Origin of the sequence: Coprobacter tertius (assembly GCF_024330105.1) — a bacterium.
In the GTDB taxonomy this organism is placed as follows: Bacteria; Bacteroidota; Bacteroidia; order Bacteroidales; family Coprobacteraceae; genus Coprobacter; species Coprobacter tertius.
In genome coordinates this window covers 20676-41663 of record NZ_JANDHW010000001.1, presented here as the reverse complement: position 1 = coordinate 41663, position 20988 = coordinate 20676, and the positions used below count along the sequence as shown (strand labels likewise).

The 20988-nt window shown below is 39.5% G+C and carries 15 protein-coding genes; 6 read left to right on the top strand and 9 right to left on the bottom strand.

The features are described 5' to 3' along the window. From NMU02_RS00140 to NMU02_RS00130, 3 genes are all read left to right on the top strand, one after another. Nucleotides 1-1845 carry a TonB-dependent receptor gene (locus NMU02_RS00140; RefSeq protein ID WP_255024980.1) on the top strand — a complete coding sequence of 615 codons (1845 nt, stop codon included), beginning with the start codon at nt 1-3 and terminating at the stop codon, nt 1843-1845. Nucleotides 1846-2033: 188 nt separating this feature from the next. Then, nucleotides 2034-4379: a type I DNA topoisomerase gene (gene topA, locus NMU02_RS00135; RefSeq protein ID WP_255024979.1), complete on the top strand. Its 2346-nt coding sequence runs from the start codon at nt 2034-2036 to the stop codon at nt 4377-4379. 777 nt (nt 4380-5156) lie between these two features. Continuing rightward, nucleotides 5157-7760, top strand: a complete 2604-nt coding sequence (locus tag NMU02_RS00130; RefSeq protein ID WP_255024978.1) for an ATP-binding protein — start codon at nt 5157-5159, stop codon at nt 7758-7760. 122 nt (nt 7761-7882) lie between these two features. Here the strand turns inward: NMU02_RS00130 and NMU02_RS00125 are convergent, their stop codons facing one another. The 7 genes from NMU02_RS00125 to NMU02_RS00095 all read right to left on the bottom strand — a co-directional run bounded on the left by NMU02_RS00125 (nt 7883) and on the right by NMU02_RS00095 (nt 14044). Next, complete coding sequence (locus NMU02_RS00125) at nt 7883-8269, bottom strand: hypothetical protein (protein ID WP_255024977.1); 387 nt, start codon at nt 8267-8269, stop codon at nt 7883-7885. Nucleotides 8270-8364: 95 nt separating this feature from the next. After that, on the bottom strand, nt 8365-9870 hold the full coding sequence (locus tag NMU02_RS00120) for a glycoside hydrolase family 84 protein (RefSeq protein ID WP_255024975.1): 1506 nt from the start codon (nt 9868-9870) through the stop codon (nt 8365-8367). A 317-nt stretch (nt 9871-10187) separates the two neighbouring features. Then, nucleotides 10188-10940, bottom strand: coding sequence for a uroporphyrinogen-III synthase (locus NMU02_RS00115; protein ID WP_255024974.1), 753 nt, complete (start codon nt 10938-10940; stop codon nt 10188-10190). Beyond that, nucleotides 10937-11863 (bottom strand): DUF4271 domain-containing protein, encoded by a 927-nt coding sequence (locus tag NMU02_RS00110; RefSeq protein ID WP_255024972.1) that lies wholly within the window; start codon nt 11861-11863, stop codon nt 10937-10939. The genes NMU02_RS00115 and NMU02_RS00110 overlap by 4 nt, the downstream gene beginning before the upstream one ends. An 8-nt stretch (nt 11864-11871) precedes the next feature. Further along, nucleotides 11872-12459, bottom strand: a complete 588-nt coding sequence (locus NMU02_RS00105; RefSeq protein WP_255024970.1) for an LOG family protein — start codon at nt 12457-12459, stop codon at nt 11872-11874. A gap of 78 nt (nt 12460-12537) precedes the next feature. Further along, on the bottom strand, nt 12538-13548 hold the full coding sequence (locus NMU02_RS00100; protein WP_255024968.1) for an NAD-dependent epimerase/dehydratase family protein: 1011 nt from the start codon (nt 13546-13548) through the stop codon (nt 12538-12540). Nucleotides 13549-13576: 28 nt separating this feature from the next. Next, nucleotides 13577-14044 (bottom strand): hypothetical protein, encoded by a 468-nt coding sequence (locus NMU02_RS00095; RefSeq protein WP_255024967.1) that lies wholly within the window; start codon nt 14042-14044, stop codon nt 13577-13579. 210 nt (nt 14045-14254) lie between these two features. Between NMU02_RS00095 and NMU02_RS00090 the strand changes: the two genes are divergently transcribed. The 3 genes from NMU02_RS00090 to queG all read left to right on the top strand — a co-directional run bounded on the left by NMU02_RS00090 (nt 14255) and on the right by queG (nt 19183). Continuing rightward, the gene (locus tag NMU02_RS00090; protein ID WP_255024966.1) at nt 14255-17575 is read left to right on the top strand and encodes a DUF2723 domain-containing protein; all 3321 of its coding nucleotides are present in this window, start codon (nt 14255-14257) and stop codon (nt 17573-17575) included. 65 nt (nt 17576-17640) lie between these two features. Further along, nucleotides 17641-18252: a polysaccharide deacetylase family protein gene (locus NMU02_RS00085; RefSeq protein ID WP_255025439.1), complete on the top strand. Its 612-nt coding sequence runs from the start codon at nt 17641-17643 to the stop codon at nt 18250-18252. Beyond that, on the top strand, nt 18224-19183 hold the full coding sequence (gene queG / locus NMU02_RS00080) for a tRNA epoxyqueuosine(34) reductase QueG (RefSeq protein ID WP_255024965.1): 960 nt from the start codon (nt 18224-18226) through the stop codon (nt 19181-19183). Before NMU02_RS00085 ends, queG begins: the two co-directional genes overlap by 29 nt. Nucleotides 19184-19246: 63 nt before the next feature. Here queG and NMU02_RS00075 read toward each other — a convergent pair whose 3' ends face one another. Both NMU02_RS00075 and NMU02_RS00070 read right to left on the bottom strand, forming a co-directional pair. Further along, nucleotides 19247-20506: an OmpA family protein gene (locus NMU02_RS00075; RefSeq protein WP_255024963.1), complete on the bottom strand. Its 1260-nt coding sequence runs from the start codon at nt 20504-20506 to the stop codon at nt 19247-19249. Between the two features lies 1 nt (nt 20507). Further along, complete coding sequence (locus NMU02_RS00070) at nt 20508-20933, bottom strand: hypothetical protein (protein ID WP_255024962.1); 426 nt, start codon at nt 20931-20933, stop codon at nt 20508-20510. Nucleotides 20934-20988 lie beyond the last annotated feature (55 nt).

The window sequence follows — 20988 nt, the reverse complement described above, 5'->3', positions numbered from 1 at the left end:
ATGAAAAAGCGAAAAATATATATTATTATTCTTGTATTTATGACAGTTACCTGTGGAATACAAGCGCAGACCAATGATGCATTAACCCGTGAAATGACGATTGAAAAGGATTTTACCCCGATTGTACGCGACGCATCAAAAATAAATGTTTTACCGGAGGTGGAAGCTCCGAAAGTAAATAAAACAACTATACAATATGTCGATTGGTTGGTACCTGTAACAATTGTTCCACAATTGCAAACACTGCCTGCTGCAGAGTTTGGAACATCCTTTCCGTATAAGGTAAAAAATGGGTATGCCGATCTTTCGATGGGGAACTATTTAAATGCATCAGCCTCGGCCGGTTATCGTTTTCTCGATACGGAAAAAGACAGGCTGAATATTTGGTTCCGGCATTTTTCTACTCATGGAAAAGTGAAATATCTCGAGAAAGAGCTTGTTGAAGCTTATGGGCTGAATAAAAAAGCTTCTCCTAAGCGGAGTGATAATCTCCTGAATGTATCGTATCAACATCGTTTCGACCGGTTGGTTTGGAGCCTCGGAGGTAATTATCGCTATAATCTGTTTAATTATTACGGAATGCCTTTATCTCCGGCATTTTATGGTGCTATGAAAGATAATTTGCAGGGTTATGGACGTAATCAGATTGTAAACCAATGGGATGTTTATTCGGCTATCGAATCACAGGATAAAAATAATGAATTAAAATACCGGATTACAGCTGGTTTCGGACGTTATGCCAACCGTCTGGGTGCTTTGTGTACATATCCGGGAAGCGCCGAAAATAATCTTTTTGCTAAAGTAGAACTGGTTGCTCCTATCGATGAAAATAATGCAATCGGTATAGATGGTAAAGTCGATTATTTATTTTATACGCATGCTCCTCTTATCGATAATTATGCTATGGTTACCCTGAATCCTTATTATAATATGGAGAATGACCGGATAAAATTTCGTTTGGGTGTAAATGCCGATTTTTCGGCAAATGACGGAACCGTTGTAAGATTTGCTCCTGATATTTATTTCCGATGGATGTTTGTCGATAATTTCTTCCTATACAGTAATCTTACAGGGGGCAAAAAACTTCATACTTTTACTTCTTTGGCTAAAGAAAATATTTATTTCAATCCTTCGCAGAAACCATCCGGCTCTTATACACCGGCCGATTGGACGTTAGGATTTCGATCTAATTTCTTTAAATCTTTCACATTCGATCTTTTCGGCGGAATAAAGACCGTAACATCGGCATTGTTCGATTATCAGGCATTCGAGGGATACGATTACGACGGTACGGTTACTCTCTCGGGAGAAAATACCTTTTTTACCGATATGTCTCGCAGTACGATAAGTTATCAAGGAATAGATGCTGTAAACTGGAATGCGGGAGTAAAACTCGAATACCGGTATTTCGATATATTAAATGCCTCGTTGCAGTGGAAACATAATTATTGGCGGCAGAGAAAAGATGGAAAAGCTCAAATTTGGAGTGGACGTCCGGTAGATGAACTCGATCTTTCGTTGGGCTTAAAAACCAGTGACCACCTTTCTTTCCTTCTTGATTATTTCATGGCTACCGGTCGCAGATATAATACTATATCACGCATAACTATGCCGGCTACAGGTAATAGCGAAATTCAACAAGCTCCTTATGAAACTTCATTAGAGGTCGCACAAGGCAAATTACGTAATATACACAATGTAAATATAGGGGCTACATACCGATTCAATGATTATGTACATGTAAGGGTACAATTCAACAATATACTTAATCGTAGCTATAATTTATATTATGGTATGCCGGCTCAGCGATTTAATTTTATGGCCGGTGCCGGAATAAATTTCTGAAAACAAAGTATACCGAAAGGTGTTACATATAAGAGGTCGTGAATCACGGGCAGTAATCGTTCTTGCCCGCGGTTTACGGCTTTATTTTAAAAAAAAATGAAAATAGCGGTAAATGTTCTCTGTTTCAACAGGTTTTTTTTCTAATTTTGCCGCACTGAAACCAAAAGGTACAATATTAATAATTGCTCATGCAAAAAAATTTAGTAATAGTAGAGTCTCCCGCGAAAGCGAAAACGATAGAGAAATTTCTTGGAAAAGATTATAAGGTATTATCGAGTTACGGCCATATCCGTGACCTGAAAAAGAAAGATTTCAGTATAGATATAGACCATAATTATACTCCTATATACGAGATTCCCGCCGATAAGAAAAAAATAGTGGAAACTTTGAAAGAAGAAGCCGCAAAGTCTGAGACGGTATGGTTGGCATCAGATGAGGACCGTGAAGGAGAAGCGATTGCATGGCATTTGTTCGAAGTCTTGAATTTGAAGCCGGAAAATACGAAACGAATTGTTTTTCATGAAATTACAAAAACAGCAATACTTGAGGCGATAGAAAACCCTCGATCTATCGATATCGATCGGGTAGATGCCCAACAAGCCCGCCGTGTACTCGATCGTATCGTGGGGTTCGAGCTCTCTCCCGTATTGTGGAAAAAGGTAAAGCCTGCTCTCTCAGCCGGTCGTGTACAGTCGGTAGCGGTAAGGCTTATTGTAGAGCGTGAGCGCGAGGTAAATAATTTTGTACCAGAGGCTTCTTATCGTGTTATCGCGACTTTTATGATACCCAATGTTAATGGGGGAGCATCTGTCGAGATGAAAGCAGAGCTAAATAAACGGTTAAAGACTAAGGCCGAAGCTGAGGCGTTTTTTCAGGAGTGTAAAAGCGCGGACTTTAAAATTGAAGATATTTCGGTGCGTCCCGCAAGAAAATCTCCGGCTCCTCCTTTTACTACTTCTACTTTGCAGCAGGAGGCTGCCCGTAAATTAGGTTTCTCGGTCGCTCAGACAATGATGGTGGCGCAGCGGTTGTATGAAGCCGGTTTTATTACTTATATGCGTACCGACTCGGTGAATCTTTCGGGATTGGCGATAAATGCAGCAAAGGATGTGATTGTCTCCGCTTTGGGTGAAAAATATCTGAAAGTGCGGAATTATCATACTCGTTCTAAAGGGGCTCAGGAAGCGCACGAAGCTATTCGTCCTACTTACATGGATAAGCAGGAGATAGAGGCTCCGGCGCAGGAAAGACGCCTATACGAACTTATTCGAAAACGTACCCTTGCGTCTCAAATGAGCGATGCAGAACTTGAAAAAACGACAGTGGCTATCGGTATTTCTACCCGTAACGAGAAATTCGTGGCTACTGGGGAAGTCCTTAAATTCGATGGTTTTTTGCGTGTTTATCTCGAGTCGAAAGACGATGAGACTGAAGTTGAAGGTGACGGAAAAATGTTGCCGCCGCTTACTTTGCATCAAGAACTGAAAAATGAGATGATAGAGGCGACCGAACGTTTTACTCAGCGGCCGCCCCGTTATACTGAAGCCAGCTTGGTACATAAACTCGAAGAATTGGGAATTGGCCGGCCTTCTACCTATGCGCCTACTATCTCGACGATACAGCAGCGTGGATATGTTGAAAAAGGAGACCGGGAAGGTTCGGAACGCAGCTATAATACTCTTACTTTGCAAAATGGACATATTAAGGATATCGTGCGTACCGAAATTACGGGAACGGAAAAAGCAAAGCTCATACCTACCGATATCGGTATGGTGGTAACCGATTTTCTTACCGAATATTTCCCCGATATTCTCGATTATAATTTTACGGCTAATGTAGAAGAAAAGTTCGATGATGTTGCGGAAGGAAAAATGGTGTGGACTGATGCTATCGACAATTTTTATAAATTGTTTCACCCTGTTGTGAAAGATGCTCTGGCATTGAGAATGGAACATAAAGTTGGAGAACGCGTACTCGGAACCGATCCCAAAACCGGTAAACCCGTATCGGTTAAAATCGGCCGATTCGGCCCGTTGGTTCAGATAGGAACGAATGAAGATGAAGAGAAACCACAATTTGCCTCATTACTCAAAGGTCAGTCGATGAGCACGATTACGCTCGAAGAAGCTCTGAAGCTTTTCGATTTACCCCGTATATTGGGTGAGTACGAGGATAAAGAGGTAGTAGTAGGTGTAGGTAAGTTCGGTCCGTATATCCGTCACGACGGTAAATATGTTTCATTGCCTAAAGATTATGCTCCTTTGTCGGTTACATTGCAGGAAGCCATTGATTTGATAATGGATAAACGCGATCAGGAAAGCCGGCGTCATATAAAGAGCTTTGTAGAAGATGTCGATTTGCAAATACTTAATGGACGTTATGGCGCCTACATAGCCTATAAGAAAAAGAATTATAAGATACCGAAAGGAACCGATCCGGCATCGCTTACATACGAGGAGAGTATGAAGATTATTAAAGATAGTGACGAAAAGGGTCCTACGGTTAAACGACGTACGGTAAAGAGAAAATCGTGAGAATACGAATTTATTACAACAAATCAAAAACATAGAAAGAAGATGTTTCGGTAAATTTCGGTATGATTTAGTACTATCTGTGTCTTTTAAATTACGAATCAGTGGGCAAAAAAGCATTAATCGGTTTGCAAATAATTATTATTATAGACTAGATCTAAGGAGGAAAAAGAAAGTATTTTCTTTCGTATAATTGCAATAGAACTGTAAACGCAAAACAGTAGTTTTGACGTTTCAACAAAATGTAGAATACAATTATTCTACATTTTGTTGAAAATAAATAGAAAACGATTTATTTAGCCTGAAAAAATTGTTTTTAAAATTATTGTCTAAGTTTACGTTATTTACAGCAGCATGTCTTTGTTGCCTAAATTATAACGATTAGGCATTTCCTGTAAACGTATTTCTATATAAAATAATGCATGTTATAGTAGTTATGTTTTCTTATTAATAAAGAAAGTAAATTTTAGAAAAAATCATTGTGTTTTGAAATACAAAGAATAACTGACATTTAGGTAGAAACATATAAGAAAAGGTAATACTCTTAAAATATATTTGTATTTTTGTTACAGTTATATGTTTTTCCGAAAAGCTTATTTGAGTGTCTTTAATTAATTTTCATTTCAATAAAAAAATACAATGGTCGGGTATGTAATCGGGGTCGCTTTTCTTTTATTATTAAATATTTATATTTTCCTCAGATATCGCAGATTTCTGAGAAAACGTTTAAACATAAGCATAAATGAAGTGTCGGATGAGATTATTAAATCGATTCCCGATATGATATTTTTAGTCGATAAGAATTTTAATATCCGTAAAATATTTAACTGTGATGCCGGAGAACTCTCGGTTCCGGCGGATGAACTGATCGGCAGAAACTTGAAAGTTTGTATAGATTCCGATTGTGTAGATGAAGTGCTGGAGGCCGTCCGAAAAGCATTGAAGTCTGATAAAGTATCGGAAGCGGAATATTCTATAACTTTTCGTGGAAAAAAATCATATTATGAGGGTCGTTACAAAAGGGTGAGCGAGGGAATGGTTGCCTGTTTCGAGCGAAATGTTACAGAGCGCAGAATAAAAGATATGGCAATTGAGCAGAACGGAAAATTGTTGAATGCCGTACTGGATAATATGCCTATGCCGTTGATTGTAAAAGATATCGATGACCAACTGAAATATATATTCTGGAATAAACAATGTGAATTGAACGGAGGATATACGCGCGAGCAGATTATCGGTAAAAGCGATATCGAAATTTATGGAGAAGAAAGAGGTTGTTATTATCAATCAGTCGATAAAAAAATTATTGAAGAGGGTGGGTCGTACCGCGCTCAGGAGATATATGTCACTCCCGACGGAATAAAACATTATTCAGTAGTGAATAAAGATGTAATTTCTAACGATGTACATCATTGGTTGTTGGCGACCCGTTGGGATGTTACCGATTTGATAGAGGTACAGGAAAAGTTACAGGAAGCCAACCGTCAGATGAGAATCGCATTTATGGTTACTTATACGGTACCTGTTATATGGGATGTCATAGCGGATAATATCTGTTTGAAATTTCCGGAATATAAGGAAAACCGGGAAGATTTTTTTAAAGATCGTAATGGAATAAGCGTTTCGGAAGTCGTACGGAATATTCGACCCGGCGAACGAGAAGAAGTTTCAAAAATGCTTGAAGATATTCGTACAGGCCAGATAGAAAATGCACATCGGGAAATATATTATGATGTGAAAGGAAAATTCGAGACTTGTTATGATTTATATTTGGCTGTCGATAAACGAGACGAATCCGGTCTACCGGCTCGCATTATCGGTACGTTGAGAGATATAACCGAGAATAAGCAGAATGAAGAGCGATTACTTGAGGCTAAAAAGGGTATAGAGGAAATTCAGGAAATAAACCAATTGATACTTAATCATACCGATAACGGACTGGTGTTTCTTTCTCCCGATTATATCGTACAATGGGAGAATGTGAGTAAATATTCACATCATCCTCTCGCTTCACGTTATAGTAGGGGGGGCTGTTGTTACCGGTCGGTATTAGGGCAAGACGAACCATGCCCCAGTTGTTCTGCGAGAAGAGCCATGCATTCGGGTAAAATAGAAAAGGGGGTACGTAGCCTTCCGGGTGGGATGACAGTAGAGATTACGGCGATTCCTGTATTCGATAAAGGTCATAAAGATCATATCAGGGGTATCGTTCTTAAATATGAGGATGTGACGGAACGATTGAAAGTTGCGGCCGAATTGAAAGCCGCTAAGGAAGCCGCCGAAAATTCAAATCGACTGAAATCGTTATTTATTTCTAATATGAGCCATGAGATACGTACTCCTTTGAATGCGATTGTAGGGTTCAGTCAGTTGTTAGCGACAGCCGAAGAAGTGGAGGATAAAAATGAATATATGTCGATTATTGCTCGAAATAACGAGCTGTTGTTGCAATTGATAAATGATATTCTCGATTTGTCGAAAATAGAGGCAAATACGCTTGAGTTCGTGTTCGGTAAAGTAGATGTGAACGAGATGTTGAAAGGACTCGAAATGAGCAGTCGTAGCAAATCGTTTCATCCTGCAGTAGATATAATATTCGAGCCTTCTCTGAAAGAATGTATTATAGAAACAGATAATAACCGGGTATTACAGGTTATTTCCAATTTGGTAAGTAATGCGATGAAATTTACCGAAAAGGGTAGTATCCGTTTCGGATATGACCTTTTAGATAACGGCTTGCGTTTCTATGTTGCCGACACGGGAAAAGGAATTCCTGTGGAATTACAACAGGAGGTTTTCGAACGATTTGTAAAATTAGATACTTTTACTATCGGCACAGGTTTGGGATTACCGATTTGCCGGAATATCGTACATCGTTTAAACGGTGAAATAGGTGTGTTAACCAATGAATCGGGAGGTTGTACTTTTTGGTTTACACTACCGGTATTACCTGAAAAGAAAGATTCTTACAGTGATGAAAAAACATTAGGAGAAAAAGTACCGGGATCGATAAAAATTTCTGGGAAACCGGTGTTGTTAATCGCAGAAGATGTAGCCGATAATTATCGGCTATATCATACTCTGCTGAAACATAAGTTTACTTTATTGCACGCCTGGAATGGAGAGGAGGCTGTGAAAATGTTTATCGAAGAGCACCCCGAAGCTATTCTTATGGATATAAAAATGCCGGTAATAGACGGTTATGAGGCGGTAGCCCGCATCCGTGCTCTCGATAAAGATATTCCTGTTATTGCAGTATCCGCTTATGCTTTTTCCGACGACATCGATCGTATTATGAAAAGTGGTTTTACGGGATATATAACCAAGCCGATCTCACAGGACAGGTTGTTTGATGCTCTGTCTTTTCTGGTTAACAAGGATTAAGAAAAGACAGAACTTTTAAAGAAGAATACAATAGTAATTGTTGTTGTCCTGATCGGTAAATTGGTTCATTATCAGTTAGCTATGTAATAAATTGTAACGCAGATAAAATCTTTTGATTTTGCCTACTTCTGGCATTCGTGCAATGATGACGCATATTTTTTAGTTAATGGCACGATATAATCGATAAATGACTCCATATTTATTTGCGAAGGATGTACTTCATAAATCTTTTTAATAGTATTCGTACCTGATCCCTCGAGTTGAGTTATAAAATATGCCGAATCGGTATGTAAAGTGTTATATTTATCCTGTAATATAAGATAACTTTTCCGGGAAGAATTATCTTCACCTTTGCATTTCAAAAATTGTAATGATTTTAGGATAACATCGCTCATCGCCTCTAATTTGGCAATCCAGCTTTTTATTTCACCATAAAGTAAAACAAGGTCTTTATCATTACTGTCTTTCATCGTTTGTAATACAGCACATGCATTGTGTATTTTTTGCATTTCTGAAATGAGCTGATCTGTTACAGAGGGAAGGTGATCGGCTGAATATTCGTTTCGGAAAGAATCATATAAGGATTTAAGATTTTCGGGTTCTACTAAAAAGCGTCGGCATTTAGAGCAAATGTACGTAGTGCGTCTTTTATTTTAGTATTCCCACCCGAAATACTGGCAATTGCATATTCCCAGTTGGTATTGTCGTTAAAAGCTGCGGGATTCCACGCATAGTCTGCACCTCCGAAAAGGGCTATTTTTGAGGCTTGCCCTTGTGCCATAGGATTGAGTATAAGACCTAAAAGAGAGGAAATGGGCTGCTTATCTTCTATCTTCCAGTGAGTTGTAAGTTTTCTCATATACAGGCGGTCATCGTGGTCGTCGTTTACCGGATTGTTCCACCACATGAGTGGGTTACGGTTTATTCTTTCGGCCATATCGGTACATGCGCTACCACGTATGTTTGAGAAACAGTCATACCCGGTAAAGGCGATCACAGTACGGGTATCGACGTTTTTTAAGTCTCTGAGTGTATATGAATTACCATAATTAAGCGCATATGTTGTAGGTACGAAAAATAAGGGTGAGACCCGGTCTTCAGGCCGGGAGTCGGAAGTATTATAATGAGAAGCGAGCTTTTTTTCTACTTGATCGGCCAAATAGGCTTGCATGCTTCCTTGTGGCGTGTAAGCTATATCGTCGATAAAAACACCGAATCCCCGGATACCCAAATTGTAAAGATGGTCGAATTTTTGCATAATAGCATCTATACCGGGATTCATCAACAATTGGCTCGAAAATCTGATACTGTCTTGCATTGCCGGATGTGCTGCCCATACGAAATTAATATTACATGCTAATGCTTTTTCCCCCAGTATTCGCAGGTCGTCCTGCGTAATCATATTGTTTTCTTTTTCGGCGGGAGTAAGGCTTGTGGGATAATCTCTGCGCCAGTATCCCAAGTGATAGGGATCGCCTTTGGGCCCATATACATAAAGGTTCATTTTGTATCTTTTACAATATTCTAACAGGCTCAGACGGCATGCCATGGTATACGGATATCCGTAGAATCCTTCTACGATCCCTCTATATTGCATATAGGCGAAATCCTCTATTGACGTTTCTTTTAAGGGACCTCCTTTAGCTTGTTCCAATATTTGTTCGAGAGAGGCCATCGCATAAAATGCAGAACCTTCGTTATTACCGAGGATAACGATTTTTCCTTTAGGTAATGTATTTTTTATTTGGAGGATATAAGGGTCGAATTTATTATTTCCGGGAGTGAATACCGAACGGGAAATTGAAGTGGCTTTATCGGCCGGACCTTCTGATCCGTTTATCCCGATCCAAAGATTAGATTGAGTTTGTGAGGTTGATTTTGCCGGATTGATCAGTAGCTTATAACCGGCTTTTGCGAAAACTTCTTTCAGGCGTTCTATTGTAATATTGCGGACGCCGTCTTCGACGATAACATTTATTTTTCGGGTGAGGGTGATCTCGGTAATCTCTGTGGTCATTTTTTGCGGTATAGGATAAATCGTATACCCGGCTGCATGTAGTTCGGACAAAAAAGTAGAACAAAGTAAAAATATAAAAATTTTTGTTTTCATAATATTGTAATGGTTAAATGGCATTATAAATTATATCTTTCTTGATTCGTGATGCAGATGATTTAAGGAATAGACAATCGGTAATCATAAAATAAGACTATAATGATTTTTTTTTAATGATTATTATATATAAAGTTAATGGAGAATATTTTTTATTGATTGAAAAAAGTGAAACGAAAGTCTTTGTGGCTTTTGTCTATGAATGTTATTTTAAATTTAGGATATAACAAAACACCCCTGTTACAAATCATTGTAACAGGGGTGTTTCCTCTTTTTCGGAAGAATGGACGAAACTACCCATCCTTCTTTTTTGAAAATTATTTTTTCGAAGATTTATTTACTTCTTTTAAATACAGTTCTAGTGCTGCGGTCATCGACGGAGCTTCAGGACGGGGAGCTTCAACGTCGAGTCGTAAGCCGGCATCGCGAATAGCTTTTGCCGTCGTCGGGCCGAAACATCCGATTTTAATTTCTTTTTGCTCGAAGTCGGGGAAATTCTTTAGTAAAGAATTGATTCCCGAAGGGCTGAAAAATACTAACATGTCGTAATCGAATTTCTCGTCTGGAGCAAAGTCGTTGCTTACCGTACGGTACATAACCGCTTTGGTATAGTTTATTTTATTGTTATCGAGGATACCGGTATCAGTATGTACGTCTGAGACCGGGAAAATAAATTTTTCTCCCGAGTGTTTTACCAGAGCAGGGACCAAGTCATCTATTTTTCCCGAATTACCGAAAAATATTTTTCTTTTGCGATAAACGATATATTTTTGCAGATAAAGTGCAACCGATTCGGTTACGCAAAAATATTTCATGGTATCCGGAATATTCACTCTCAATTCTTCACAAAGCCTGAAAAAATGATCGATCGCAGTGCGGGCAGTGAAAATAACGGCAGTGTACTCAGGTATTGAAATTTTTTGTTGCCTGAATTCTTTTGACGTTAATCCTTCGACTTTGATGAAAGGACGGAACTCGATATTTACTCCGTATTTCTCAGCAATATCGAAATAAGGAGATTTTTCCGATGCCGGTTTGGGCTGCGAAACGAGAACTTTCTTAATTTTCAAAATAACAGAGCTTTTAATTCAACTATATTATATATCCACATAACTCCTTTAATTAACAAAAATAAAGGTGCTATTTCAAGGGCACAAAGGTACAAAATAAAGTAAAGTAATCCATAAATATCTCTCAAAAAAATCTTAACTCCCTTATAAATAAAGATAATACGTGAAGCAATATATAATACCCCGGCAGATATAAATGCGTATAAAGATAGTTGAGGGATGTATATCAGAATAAAAACAAGAGGAAACATGCTTATTCCTAACAGGGAATGGAGTGTGACGTTGCTACTCAGCCAAATTCCCGCTTCGGCTTTTTGAGTAAATACCCAGGCAATAAATCCGTATAACAGCTTTTGCAGAAGATAATACAGGGTTACCGAGGCAATGGCTATAATAACCATCGGAAATATCGATAGGGAAGTTTGTGGGAGAGTGAGGTTACAGAACCATGCCAGGCAAATTCCTTCGAGAATAAGGGTTTGTATTTGCAGAATAATACGCAAACGAGTTTCGGTTACTGTTACCCCGGTAAATGCCCCCTTATGATCTCTTATGTTAAAAAGAGAATCGATCATTTGGTTGATGAGGCGTATACCCGGCCTGAAAGATATACTTACCATCAGAAAAACAGCTAAGAGAAGAATGGTGACTCCATTATTCTCCCATAATTTCGGATTCCGATGCTCTCCTTCGATTCCTTCAGGAACTACTATAGTAGCGACAGGATATTCGATAACGGGATTGGGTACCGGTTTGATGCAGACTTTAGATAACCCATTTATGTATTGGGGTACGAATTCTGCCGTATCGGTTTTTTCTGCTTGTATTTGCCGGTGTTCGATTGTGTCTCGTGTGAGGGTATCGGCCGGATTTTCGATGCGCAGATCTAAGGTGGGAGAGGCTATGTCTGTAGTATCGTGCATGTGCGAATTTATATGGCTGCGATTTTACGTATGCTGCCGTCCCACTCCTGTGAACGGTAGAAAGCGGGTAATACTTCTGTCGGGGATGTAGCTGTTTCCCAAAGCTTGCTGTGTTCGGGACGCATAAACGATTCTCTGATGGCTCGGTCGAATAACTCGATGAGCCCATCGTAATATCCTTTAGTATTAAGTATGACGATCGGATTAAGATATAAACCCAATTGTTTCCAGGTAATGATCTCGAGTAGTTCTTCGAGAGTCCCGCAGCCTCCGGGCATTGCGATTACAGCATCCGATAGGTTTGCCATCGTTTGTTTGCGTTCATGCATATCTTTGGTTGTAATTATGCGAGTCAGGTTATTGTGACACCAGCCTTCATCTTGCATAAAACGAGGGATAACTCCGATTACTTTACCACCGGATTCCAGTACGCTGTCGGATAAAGTTCCCATCAGTCCCTGATTGCCGCCACCGCAGACACAGGTAATATCATGGACAGCCAGTATTTTCCCCAACTCCACGGCTGCGCCGAAATATTCTTTATCGACTTTAGAACTCGAGGCGCAATATACGCATACTGTTTTTATCTTTTTCATTATCACTAAATTGAACGGTACAAAATTAGTCTTTTCTTTTTAATTGCGAAATCTTATTTTCGACCGTATTGCGTCGGGTTAAAGCCAACCATTTTCTTTATACCAGTTTACAGTTTCTGCAACTCCTTTGTCGAGAGGATAATCGGGGTAGAAGCCCAGTTCGGAAACTGTGGCCGAGATGTCGCATATCCAGTTACGTTGTTTCATAATGCGATATTTATCCGTGTTAAGGGTTGCGGCTTTTCCGGTAATACTCGATAAGTATCCGGAAATGCAGGAGACTGCTTTTACCACAAATAGAGGTAACCGTACGGGAATTACAATTTTCTTTCCCAAGGCTTTTGCTACATATTTACGGAATTGTGTAGATGTGTATGCACTTCCGTCGCTGATGAAGTAGGCTTTTTGCGTGACCCCTTTTACGATCGCCAGAAACATGACCTTAACGAGGTCTTTTACATAAATAAAAGTAATAAACTGTTTTCGGTAGCCGACCGAAAAATCGAATCCTGCTTTTATGGTTTTCATCATAAGAAGATAATCCTTTTCACGGGGACCGTAAACGCCTGTGGGACGCAATATAACATAAGGAAATCCCGGTAGCGAACGCAGGTATTTTTCCGCTTTTAATTTACTTTTTCCGTATTGGGTTTCGGGATTGGGGATATCTTCGGGACAGATAGGAGTATAATTTTTTTCATCTCCGGCACCCCATGCCCCCAGGCTGCTCATCATGATAAATTGCCGGGGAACGGTGCCGGCTTCTATGAGTGCATCTACAAAATTCCGTAACAGGCCAAAATTTATTTTGTCGAAGTCGGAATTATTCAAACATTTGGTCGCACCGAGATTCCATATTATATAATCCCAAACAAGACCCGATTTTTTCAGTAACAGGAGTTGTTCGACAAGGTTATCTTTATCGGAGTAATTCAGGTCGATAAATCGGATACGTTTATCTGTGAGAAATTCGCGACTCGTACTTTTGCGGATTCCCGCCCAGGTATCGAAACTCCTGTTCAGCGCTTCTTCAACGATAAATCCTCCGATAAATCCTCCGGCTCCGGCTACTAACAAGTGTTTTTTCATAATTTATATTGGCATGAAAGAAATACTGTCAGATGTTTTCTTTCGTTGTTACTATCTTTTTTATTAGTCTCATTCCGGTAAATAAACAACCGATCCCGATAAACGGATAAATAATGCCACTTAAAACCGCAATCATATTCAGTCCCCGTTCGTCTCCTTCGAAACCATATAGACCGGTAATTTTTAACAAATAGTTTGTAATTTGCCAATCTAACAAGTTTTTGTCAAAATAAATAAAAGCAAACCACAAAAGTATAGAGCAACATTCTAGGCCGAATAATAGCATTATAGCTTTAGGAAAAATGAAATATAGCTTAAAGACTTTATGAATGATCAGCAAATTTAAAACTATAAGCGTTCCTATAAAGGCATTTTCCATAAAACCATATAATCTAAATAGCCGCCCGAATCCTAATCCGCCGCAAAATAATGATATTACTGCCAACAAGAGACCAAATGCAGTCAATGATAATATAGACAGTACCGTTTTATTCATTGTATTGTCGATCGCCGTTTAGGAACAAATCTCTGCGAAAGTAATAAAAATTAACCGATTCTGTTCGAATATTGCGTATTTCACCCGTTTAATCGTGTAAATACGTGAAAATTACGACAATTAAAAACTTTTAAAACGGTTATAAATATTCTTTTTTTATCTTTGTGGCTCATTTGTAACCTCAAAACGAGACGACATTACATTTTCAACATGAAACAATACAAATTATTGAACAACATTTTCGGCTGGCTGGCATTTGCTATTTCAGCCACTGCTTATATCCTGACCCTCGAGCCTACGGCCAGTTTTTGGGATTGCGGCGAATTTATTTCATCGGCCTATAAACTCGAAGTGGGACATCCTCCCGGAAACCCTATCTTCATGCTTACAGCCCGTTTTTTTGCCAATTTCGCCTCCGATCCTTCCCAGGTAGCTTATATGGTAAATCTGATGTCGGGGTTGTTGAGTGCGGGAACAATTTTGTTACTGTTCTGGACGATTACTCATCTTGCCGGAAAAATCGTTCTGAAAGAGGATGAAGACGAAAATAATATGTCTCTTTCACACATGATCACGATACTGGGATGCGGCATGGTGGGTGCATTAGCTTATGCGTTCTCCGATACATTCTGGTTTTCGGCGGTCGAAGGAGAGGTATATGCCTATTCTTCATTTTGTACGGCTCTTGTTTTCTGGCTTATCCTAAAGTGGGAACGAGTCGCCGATCAACCCCATTCCGACCGTTATATCGTACTTATCGCGTATTTAATCGGTGTTTCTATCGCTGTACATTTGCTTAACTTGTTGTGTATACCGGCGATCGTTCTCGTATTTTATTACCGTAAGTTTAAGAATACCAATGTGAAAGGTTCTCTTATCGCATTGGCTATATCGTTTGCTCTTATCGTATTGTTGCTTTACGGCTTAGTGCCGGGATTTGTGAAAGTCGCCGGCTGGATCGAATTGCTTTTCGTTAATCAATTTCATGCTCCATTCAATACCGGTGTAATTATTTATTTTTTCTGTGTGATCGGAGTGCTCGTATGGGCTATATCCGAAACTTATAAACAGCGTAGCGACAAGCTGATAAAACTCTCGTTCCTGATAAGCGCAATATTGGTGGGTTTGCCGTTTATCAGTGATAGTTTATGGGTTGGTATTCTTTTATCGGCAGCTTTGGCTATATATTTATTTTATTTCCAGAAAAAAGTCGCTTTACGTATAATGAATACCGCGCTGGTATGTATCATGGTTATTTTTATCGGCTACTCCTCTTATGCGCTGATTATTATACGATCTTCAGCTAATACTCCCATGGATCAAAATTCTCCTGAAGACGTGTTTACATTATCCAGTTATCTTAATCGTGAGCAATACGGAGACCGTCCTTTGGTTTACGGACAGACTTTCGTCGCCGATGTTGCCCGTAACAACGATGGTTCGGCAATGGTAAAAGAAGGTCCTGCCATTTGGCGTCGGGCTATTAAGGCTAATCCGAATGAACGTGACCGTTATGTGGTGATCGATCATAAAAAAGATTATATATATACTCCCGAGTTATGTATGCTTTTCCCACGTATGTACAGTCCTTCCGCTTCTCCTGATCATGTAGGTGCTTATAAAGAATGGACTAATTTTAAGGGGAAACCGGTAAGGGTTACCGATCCCGACGGAAAAAGCCGTATAGTTATGAAGCCTACTTTCGGGGAGAATCTGAAATTTTTCCTCGATTATCAGTTGAATTTTATGTACTGGCGTTATTTTATGTGGAATTTCTCGGGACGTCAGAACGATATTCAAGGTAATGGTGAAGTAAGTAAAGGAAACTGGATAACAGGATTTAATTTTATCGATAAATATATCGCCGGTGACCAGGCTAACCTCCCTTCCGATCTGGCTAATAATAAAGGGCATAACGTGTTCTATATGTTACCGCTCATATTGGGCCTTATCGGGCTGTTTTTCCAGGCATATTCGGGTAAAAAGGGAATCGAAGGTTTTTGGGTGACTTTCTTCCTGTTTTTCATGACCGGTATCGCTATTGTTATTTATCTGAATCAGACTCCCTACCAACCTCGTGAGCGGGATTATGCTTATGCAGGATCGTTTTATGCCTTTGCGATTTGGATCGGTTTAGGTACGGCTGCCCTTTCTAAAGGATTCAGCCGATTTATAAAACCGGTACCATCGGCTATTATTGCTGTTCTTCTTTGTCTTTGCGTACCTATTCAGATGGTAAGCCAGACGTGGGATGATCATGATCGCTCGGGACGTTATACCACTCGCGATTTCGGCATGAATTATTTATCGTGTGTAGATGAAGACGGTATTATTTTTACCAATGGCGATAATGATACTTTCCCGTTGTGGTATGCTCAGGAGACAGAAGGTTTTCGTACCGATGTACGTGTATGTAATTTAAGTTATTTGCAGACCGACTGGTATATCGATCAGATGAAGAGCCAGGCTTATACATCCGATCCGCTTCCTATCTCGATGAAAAGAGAACAATACGGAAACGGAAAACGTGAATATGCTTACCTGATAGATGCATTTAAGCAACCTCTTTCTGTTGACGACGCGATGGATTTCTTCCTTTCGGACGATCCGGCTACTAAGCAAGTTCCGGGATATTCGGCCAAGATAAATTACTTCCCGACACAGGAGTTTTATATTCCTATAGATTCTGCGGCAGTGGTTAAAGCCGGTCTTGTACCCGATAGTCTGAAAGATAAAATTCCTGCCGAAATGAATTTGTCATATAAATCGGTAGGAACGTTAACCATGAACGAAATTGCTATTCTCGATATGATAAATACGAATGCTAAAAACGGTTGGAAACGGCCGATTTATTATGCTGTGACGGTGGGGCCTGATTTGTATATGAATCTGAAACCGTATTTTGCTCGTGTGGGATTGGCAAATCAGGTGACTCCTGTTGCAACGGGTGAAGATGGACGTGTCGATACCGAGAAAATGTATGACAACATAATAAATAAGTTCCGTTGGGGCGGCATAGATAATCCTAACGTATATCTCGACGAGAATATTCGCCGTATGTGTTTTACGCATCGTATGATGATTAGCGATCTGGTCGATGCGCTCATTGCCGAAGGCAAATACGATAAGGCGTTGAAAGCACTTGATTTTTCGATGGAAAAAATTCCGGCTACTGCTATCCGACACGATTACCTTTCTTTGCAGATGGCGGCTAATTACCTGTTATTGGGAGAAAAGAAAAAAGGAATCGACTTACTTTGTGAAGTGGCTGATAATTCGATGGAGTATCTGAAATGGTATATGGGACTTACGCCTAATCAAATGCGTTCGATTAGCCGAGATATTCAGTTGAATCAGTTTATTATGGTACGTAATGTAGTGCCTATTTTGCTATCCGAAGGTGAAAAAGAAAAGGCGCTCGATTATATCGGACGGTTGAAAGAAGTAGGAATCGACCCGTCGACTTATCTGAAAGATATGTTGCAAAACGGAGATGAAACTACAACTGCTGCTAAAGATACCGATAATTAAAAATTAAACTATTATAGCCGGTGTTGAAGTTTGACTTCGACACCGGCTTATTCGTAAACAACAACATGCTCATAGAACAACCTCCTTTCGTTTACCGGATGTTATATCCCGAAACTATCTGGCGGATTCCCGGAAAGGAAAAGACCGTATATCTTACATTTGATGACGGGCCCATTCCCGAAGTTACACCTTGGGTACTCGATATACTCGATCATTATGATGTAAAAGCTACTTTTTTTTGTGTGGGTGATAATGTTGCCCGTAATCCGCACTTATTTGAAGAACTGAAACGACGTGGTCACCAAGTAGGAAATCATACGATGAATCATATACAAGGTATTAAATTCGGAGTTTCGGGTTATCTGAAGAATGTAGATAAAGCAGATAAATATATCGATAGTATATTTTTCAGACCCCCTCACGGTCATATGAAGTTGGCTCAGGTGAGGGCATTACGCCATCGCTACCGGATTATAATGTGGGATGTAGTTACCCGTGATTACAGTAAAAAACTGGACCCTGAATTGGTTCTCGAGAATGTGAAGAAATATACCCGTAACGGTTCGATCGTAGTATTTCACGATTCCTTGAAAGCTGAAAAGAACCTTCGGTACGTTTTACCTAAGGCCATCGAATGGCTTCTCGAAAATGGATACCGTTTCGAAACGCTCCGTTAACGCGTCTCTGATAAAGGAAGAGGCTTTCAGATTGGGTTTTTCGGCTTGTGGAATAGCCGATGCCCGGTCGGTAAGCGAGGCATACCGTTTGTCTTTGAAAAAATGGTTAACAGAAGGTTGCCATGCCGGTATGTCTTATATGGAGAATTATTTTGATAAAAGGTGTGATCTCCGTTCATTGGTCCCGGGGGCTCGTTCGGTAATTGTCGTAGCTCTTAATTATTACCCGGCCAAGCGGTTAGCTGTCGATCATCCTCAATTTGCTTATTATGCTTACGGCCGTGATTATCATGATATAATGAAAGAAAAACTTACCGAACTATTGCATTATATACGTTCGTTAAGTTTTTGTGAGGGGCGTGTTTTTTGCGATACGGCACCTATTCCCGAACGCTATTGGGCTCAACAGGCCGGTTTGGGCTTTATCGGTCGTAATACCCAATTGATACTCCCCGGTAAAGGATCGTTTTTTTTTCTGGGAGAATTGGTCGTCACTTTACCTCTTACTCCCGATTCGCCTTTGAAAAATCATTGCGGAAAATGCCGGCGGTGTATAGATGCCTGTCCTACACAAGCTCTGAGCAGTTCCGAGGTATCGCTAGATGCTCGAAAATGCATTTCATGTCAGACGATCGAGAATCGAGGGCCTATTCCTGTTGAAATTGCAGAACATTTGGGAAACAGAGTATATGGTTGCGATACCTGCCAAACGGTTTGTCCCTGGAATCGTTTTGCCCGTGCGACCATTATCGATGAATTACAGCCTTCTGATGAATTCCTTCATCTCGACACAGACCGGTTACAACAGCTTACACGGGATGATTTTAACCGTATATTTCGCCATTCGGCCGTAAAACGGGCTAAATACGAGGGATTGATGCGGAACGTAAAAACGATTGTAGAAAATGATGGAAAACCGAGCCGGATATAATCCGGCCCGGTTTTGTTTAATTACAGTTTCGTATAAAAATTGTTTTTGTATGCGGGAGGTTTATTAATTCGATGGAGGAACAGTAGTGATGATTACTACCCGGTTCCATTTTTTTTGTTCGTATGGCTGTGCATCTATTCCGGCTCCCTGAACTTCAATACGTTTGCGGTCGATATGATATTTTTTCGTTAAAATATCTCTGACCATAATACTTCTTTTTACTGAAAGGTGCAAATTATATTGTGTTGTTCCGGTTTGCTGATCGGCATAACCGGTGAGTCTAATTTTTATATCCGGATTCTCATTTAAATATTTTACGATATTTATAAAAGTAATTTCTTGTCCGTAGGAAGGGATGTCATTGTCTATATCGAACAGAATCGATCCCAGCATAATCGGTGTATTGTTTTTTACCGGTACTTTTTTTTCTATTTTTACTTCTTTGTTTATGTAAACAGTATCTACTACGGTTTTTATTGTTTCGACTCTATTTAAAATTTCCGGGTTTATAATTTGTACATAATGAATTTTTCTCGGCCTTTTTTCTCTTTTTTGTTTTTTCGGCTTTATAAAATTGAAATTGCGGTTTCCAAAATTATAGGTTACCCCTAAAGTTATAGCTAAATTGCTTTCATACATTTTTCCGGTGATGCGTCCATCGAATTGATCGGGAAAGAGAGAGTTTTGAATTTCGAGGTTCAAATCGAAACCTTTCGGAAATTTATATTTTCCGATCAAAGAAAAATTTGTTGAAACGACATTTATATTCGGTGTACCTTTGTAAGCAAACGTATGGGCATATCCGATTCCTACTGCAGGTATAATATCCCATTTACCACTGGGATTATAGCCTATTACCAAATTGGCCAAGCTAACCTGAAAGTCGATATGTGTGTTTAAGTAACGGAGGTTACGGCGGTAACTTCCATCAGGGCGGATCTTATTTTCATTTCTAGCCGGATCATTCGGCCCGTAAATAAAGCTATTAGTTAACGGATCGTTCAAGTATATGCCATCGGTCGTACTGTATCCGTTAAAACCGTATCCGTTTGCTTGAATTCTTGTTCCCCAATAAGGCGAAAACCACTTGCCTCCCGTAATGGATATAGCGGGAGAAATATGTTCTCCAAAGCTCAGTCTTGATGCGCCTTTAGAAAAATAAAATTGACCGCCCAATCCCATTTCTACATACCAGTTTGAAAGTGTTTCGGTTTTATTCGGTATTTCTCTCGAATTTGAAAAACTTTCGGTTACATATGCTAAAAGAAAAATACTTACCAAAACATATTTAGTTGTTTTTATTTTGTTTTTATTCTTATCCATATTATTGTACTATATTCAATGTTAATATTTCAGGGGCATCAATAGTGCCGAAAATGGCGTCTTGCTCGAACGATAAGAAAGCATCAGTGGAGTACATGTACTGATTCTGATTATTATAATATTTGAATGAAACTTTTGAGATTTCCTCCGGTAATCCTTTGATTGTGATAAAAAATGCGTTGTCTACAAATTGGCCTATACCACGGCATTCGTCATTTACAAAAGCAGCTATTTGGTCGTTTTTTTGATAAAGTGCCTGCATGTTTGGAGGTAATACCACGACAGCTGTCATATTTACCGAATATTTCGTGTCTTCTACCTGCCAAACCGGAGGGGGAAATGTTTTATAAACTTCTTCTTTCTGACAGCTATTTAATCCCAGGATAAAAAGGAAAAGAGTTAGAGAATATTTAATTGGATTTTTCATAAGATAAACTGTTAAGCTGTTTCTAACCTTTTATTAAAAGGTTAGAAACAGCTTT

What these genes read in the sequence shown, in the direction of transcription:
- NMU02_RS00110 (WP_255024972.1), bottom strand. Translation starts at nt 11,863, where the DNA reads ATGCACGATACTACAGACATAGCCTCTCCCACCTTAGATCTGCGCATC.
- NMU02_RS00130 (WP_255024978.1), top strand. Translation starts at nt 5,157, where the DNA reads ATGATATTTTTAGTCGATAAGAATTTTAATATCCGTAAAATATTTAAC.
- NMU02_RS00085 (WP_255025439.1), top strand. Translation starts at nt 17,641, where the DNA reads ATGCTCATAGAACAACCTCCTTTCGTTTACCGGATGTTATATCCCGAA.
- NMU02_RS00140 (WP_255024980.1), top strand. Translation starts at nt 1, where the DNA reads ATGAAAAAGCGAAAAATATATATTATTATTCTTGTATTTATGACAGTT.
- NMU02_RS00095 (WP_255024967.1), bottom strand. Translation starts at nt 14,044, where the DNA reads ATGAATAAAACGGTACTGTCTATATTATCATTGACTGCATTTGGTCTC.
- NMU02_RS00120 (WP_255024975.1), bottom strand. Translation starts at nt 9,870, where the DNA reads ATGAAAACAAAAATTTTTATATTTTTACTTTGTTCTACTTTTTTGTCC.
- NMU02_RS00075 (WP_255024963.1), bottom strand. Translation starts at nt 20,506, where the DNA reads ATGGATAAGAATAAAAACAAAATAAAAACAACTAAATATGTTTTGGTA.
- NMU02_RS00105 (WP_255024970.1), bottom strand. Translation starts at nt 12,459, where the DNA reads ATGAAAAAGATAAAAACAGTATGCGTATATTGCGCCTCGAGTTCTAAA.
- NMU02_RS00100 (WP_255024968.1), bottom strand. Translation starts at nt 13,548, where the DNA reads ATGAAAAAACACTTGTTAGTAGCCGGAGCCGGAGGATTTATCGGAGGA.
- NMU02_RS00070 (WP_255024962.1), bottom strand. Translation starts at nt 20,933, where the DNA reads ATGAAAAATCCAATTAAATATTCTCTAACTCTTTTCCTTTTTATCCTG.
- NMU02_RS00090 (WP_255024966.1), top strand. Translation starts at nt 14,255, where the DNA reads ATGAAACAATACAAATTATTGAACAACATTTTCGGCTGGCTGGCATTT.
- queG (WP_255024965.1), top strand. Translation starts at nt 18,224, where the DNA reads ATGGATACCGTTTCGAAACGCTCCGTTAACGCGTCTCTGATAAAGGAA.
- topA (WP_255024979.1), top strand. Translation starts at nt 2,034, where the DNA reads ATGCAAAAAAATTTAGTAATAGTAGAGTCTCCCGCGAAAGCGAAAACG.
- NMU02_RS00125 (WP_255024977.1), bottom strand. Translation starts at nt 8,269, where the DNA reads ATGCAAAAAATACACAATGCATGTGCTGTATTACAAACGATGAAAGAC.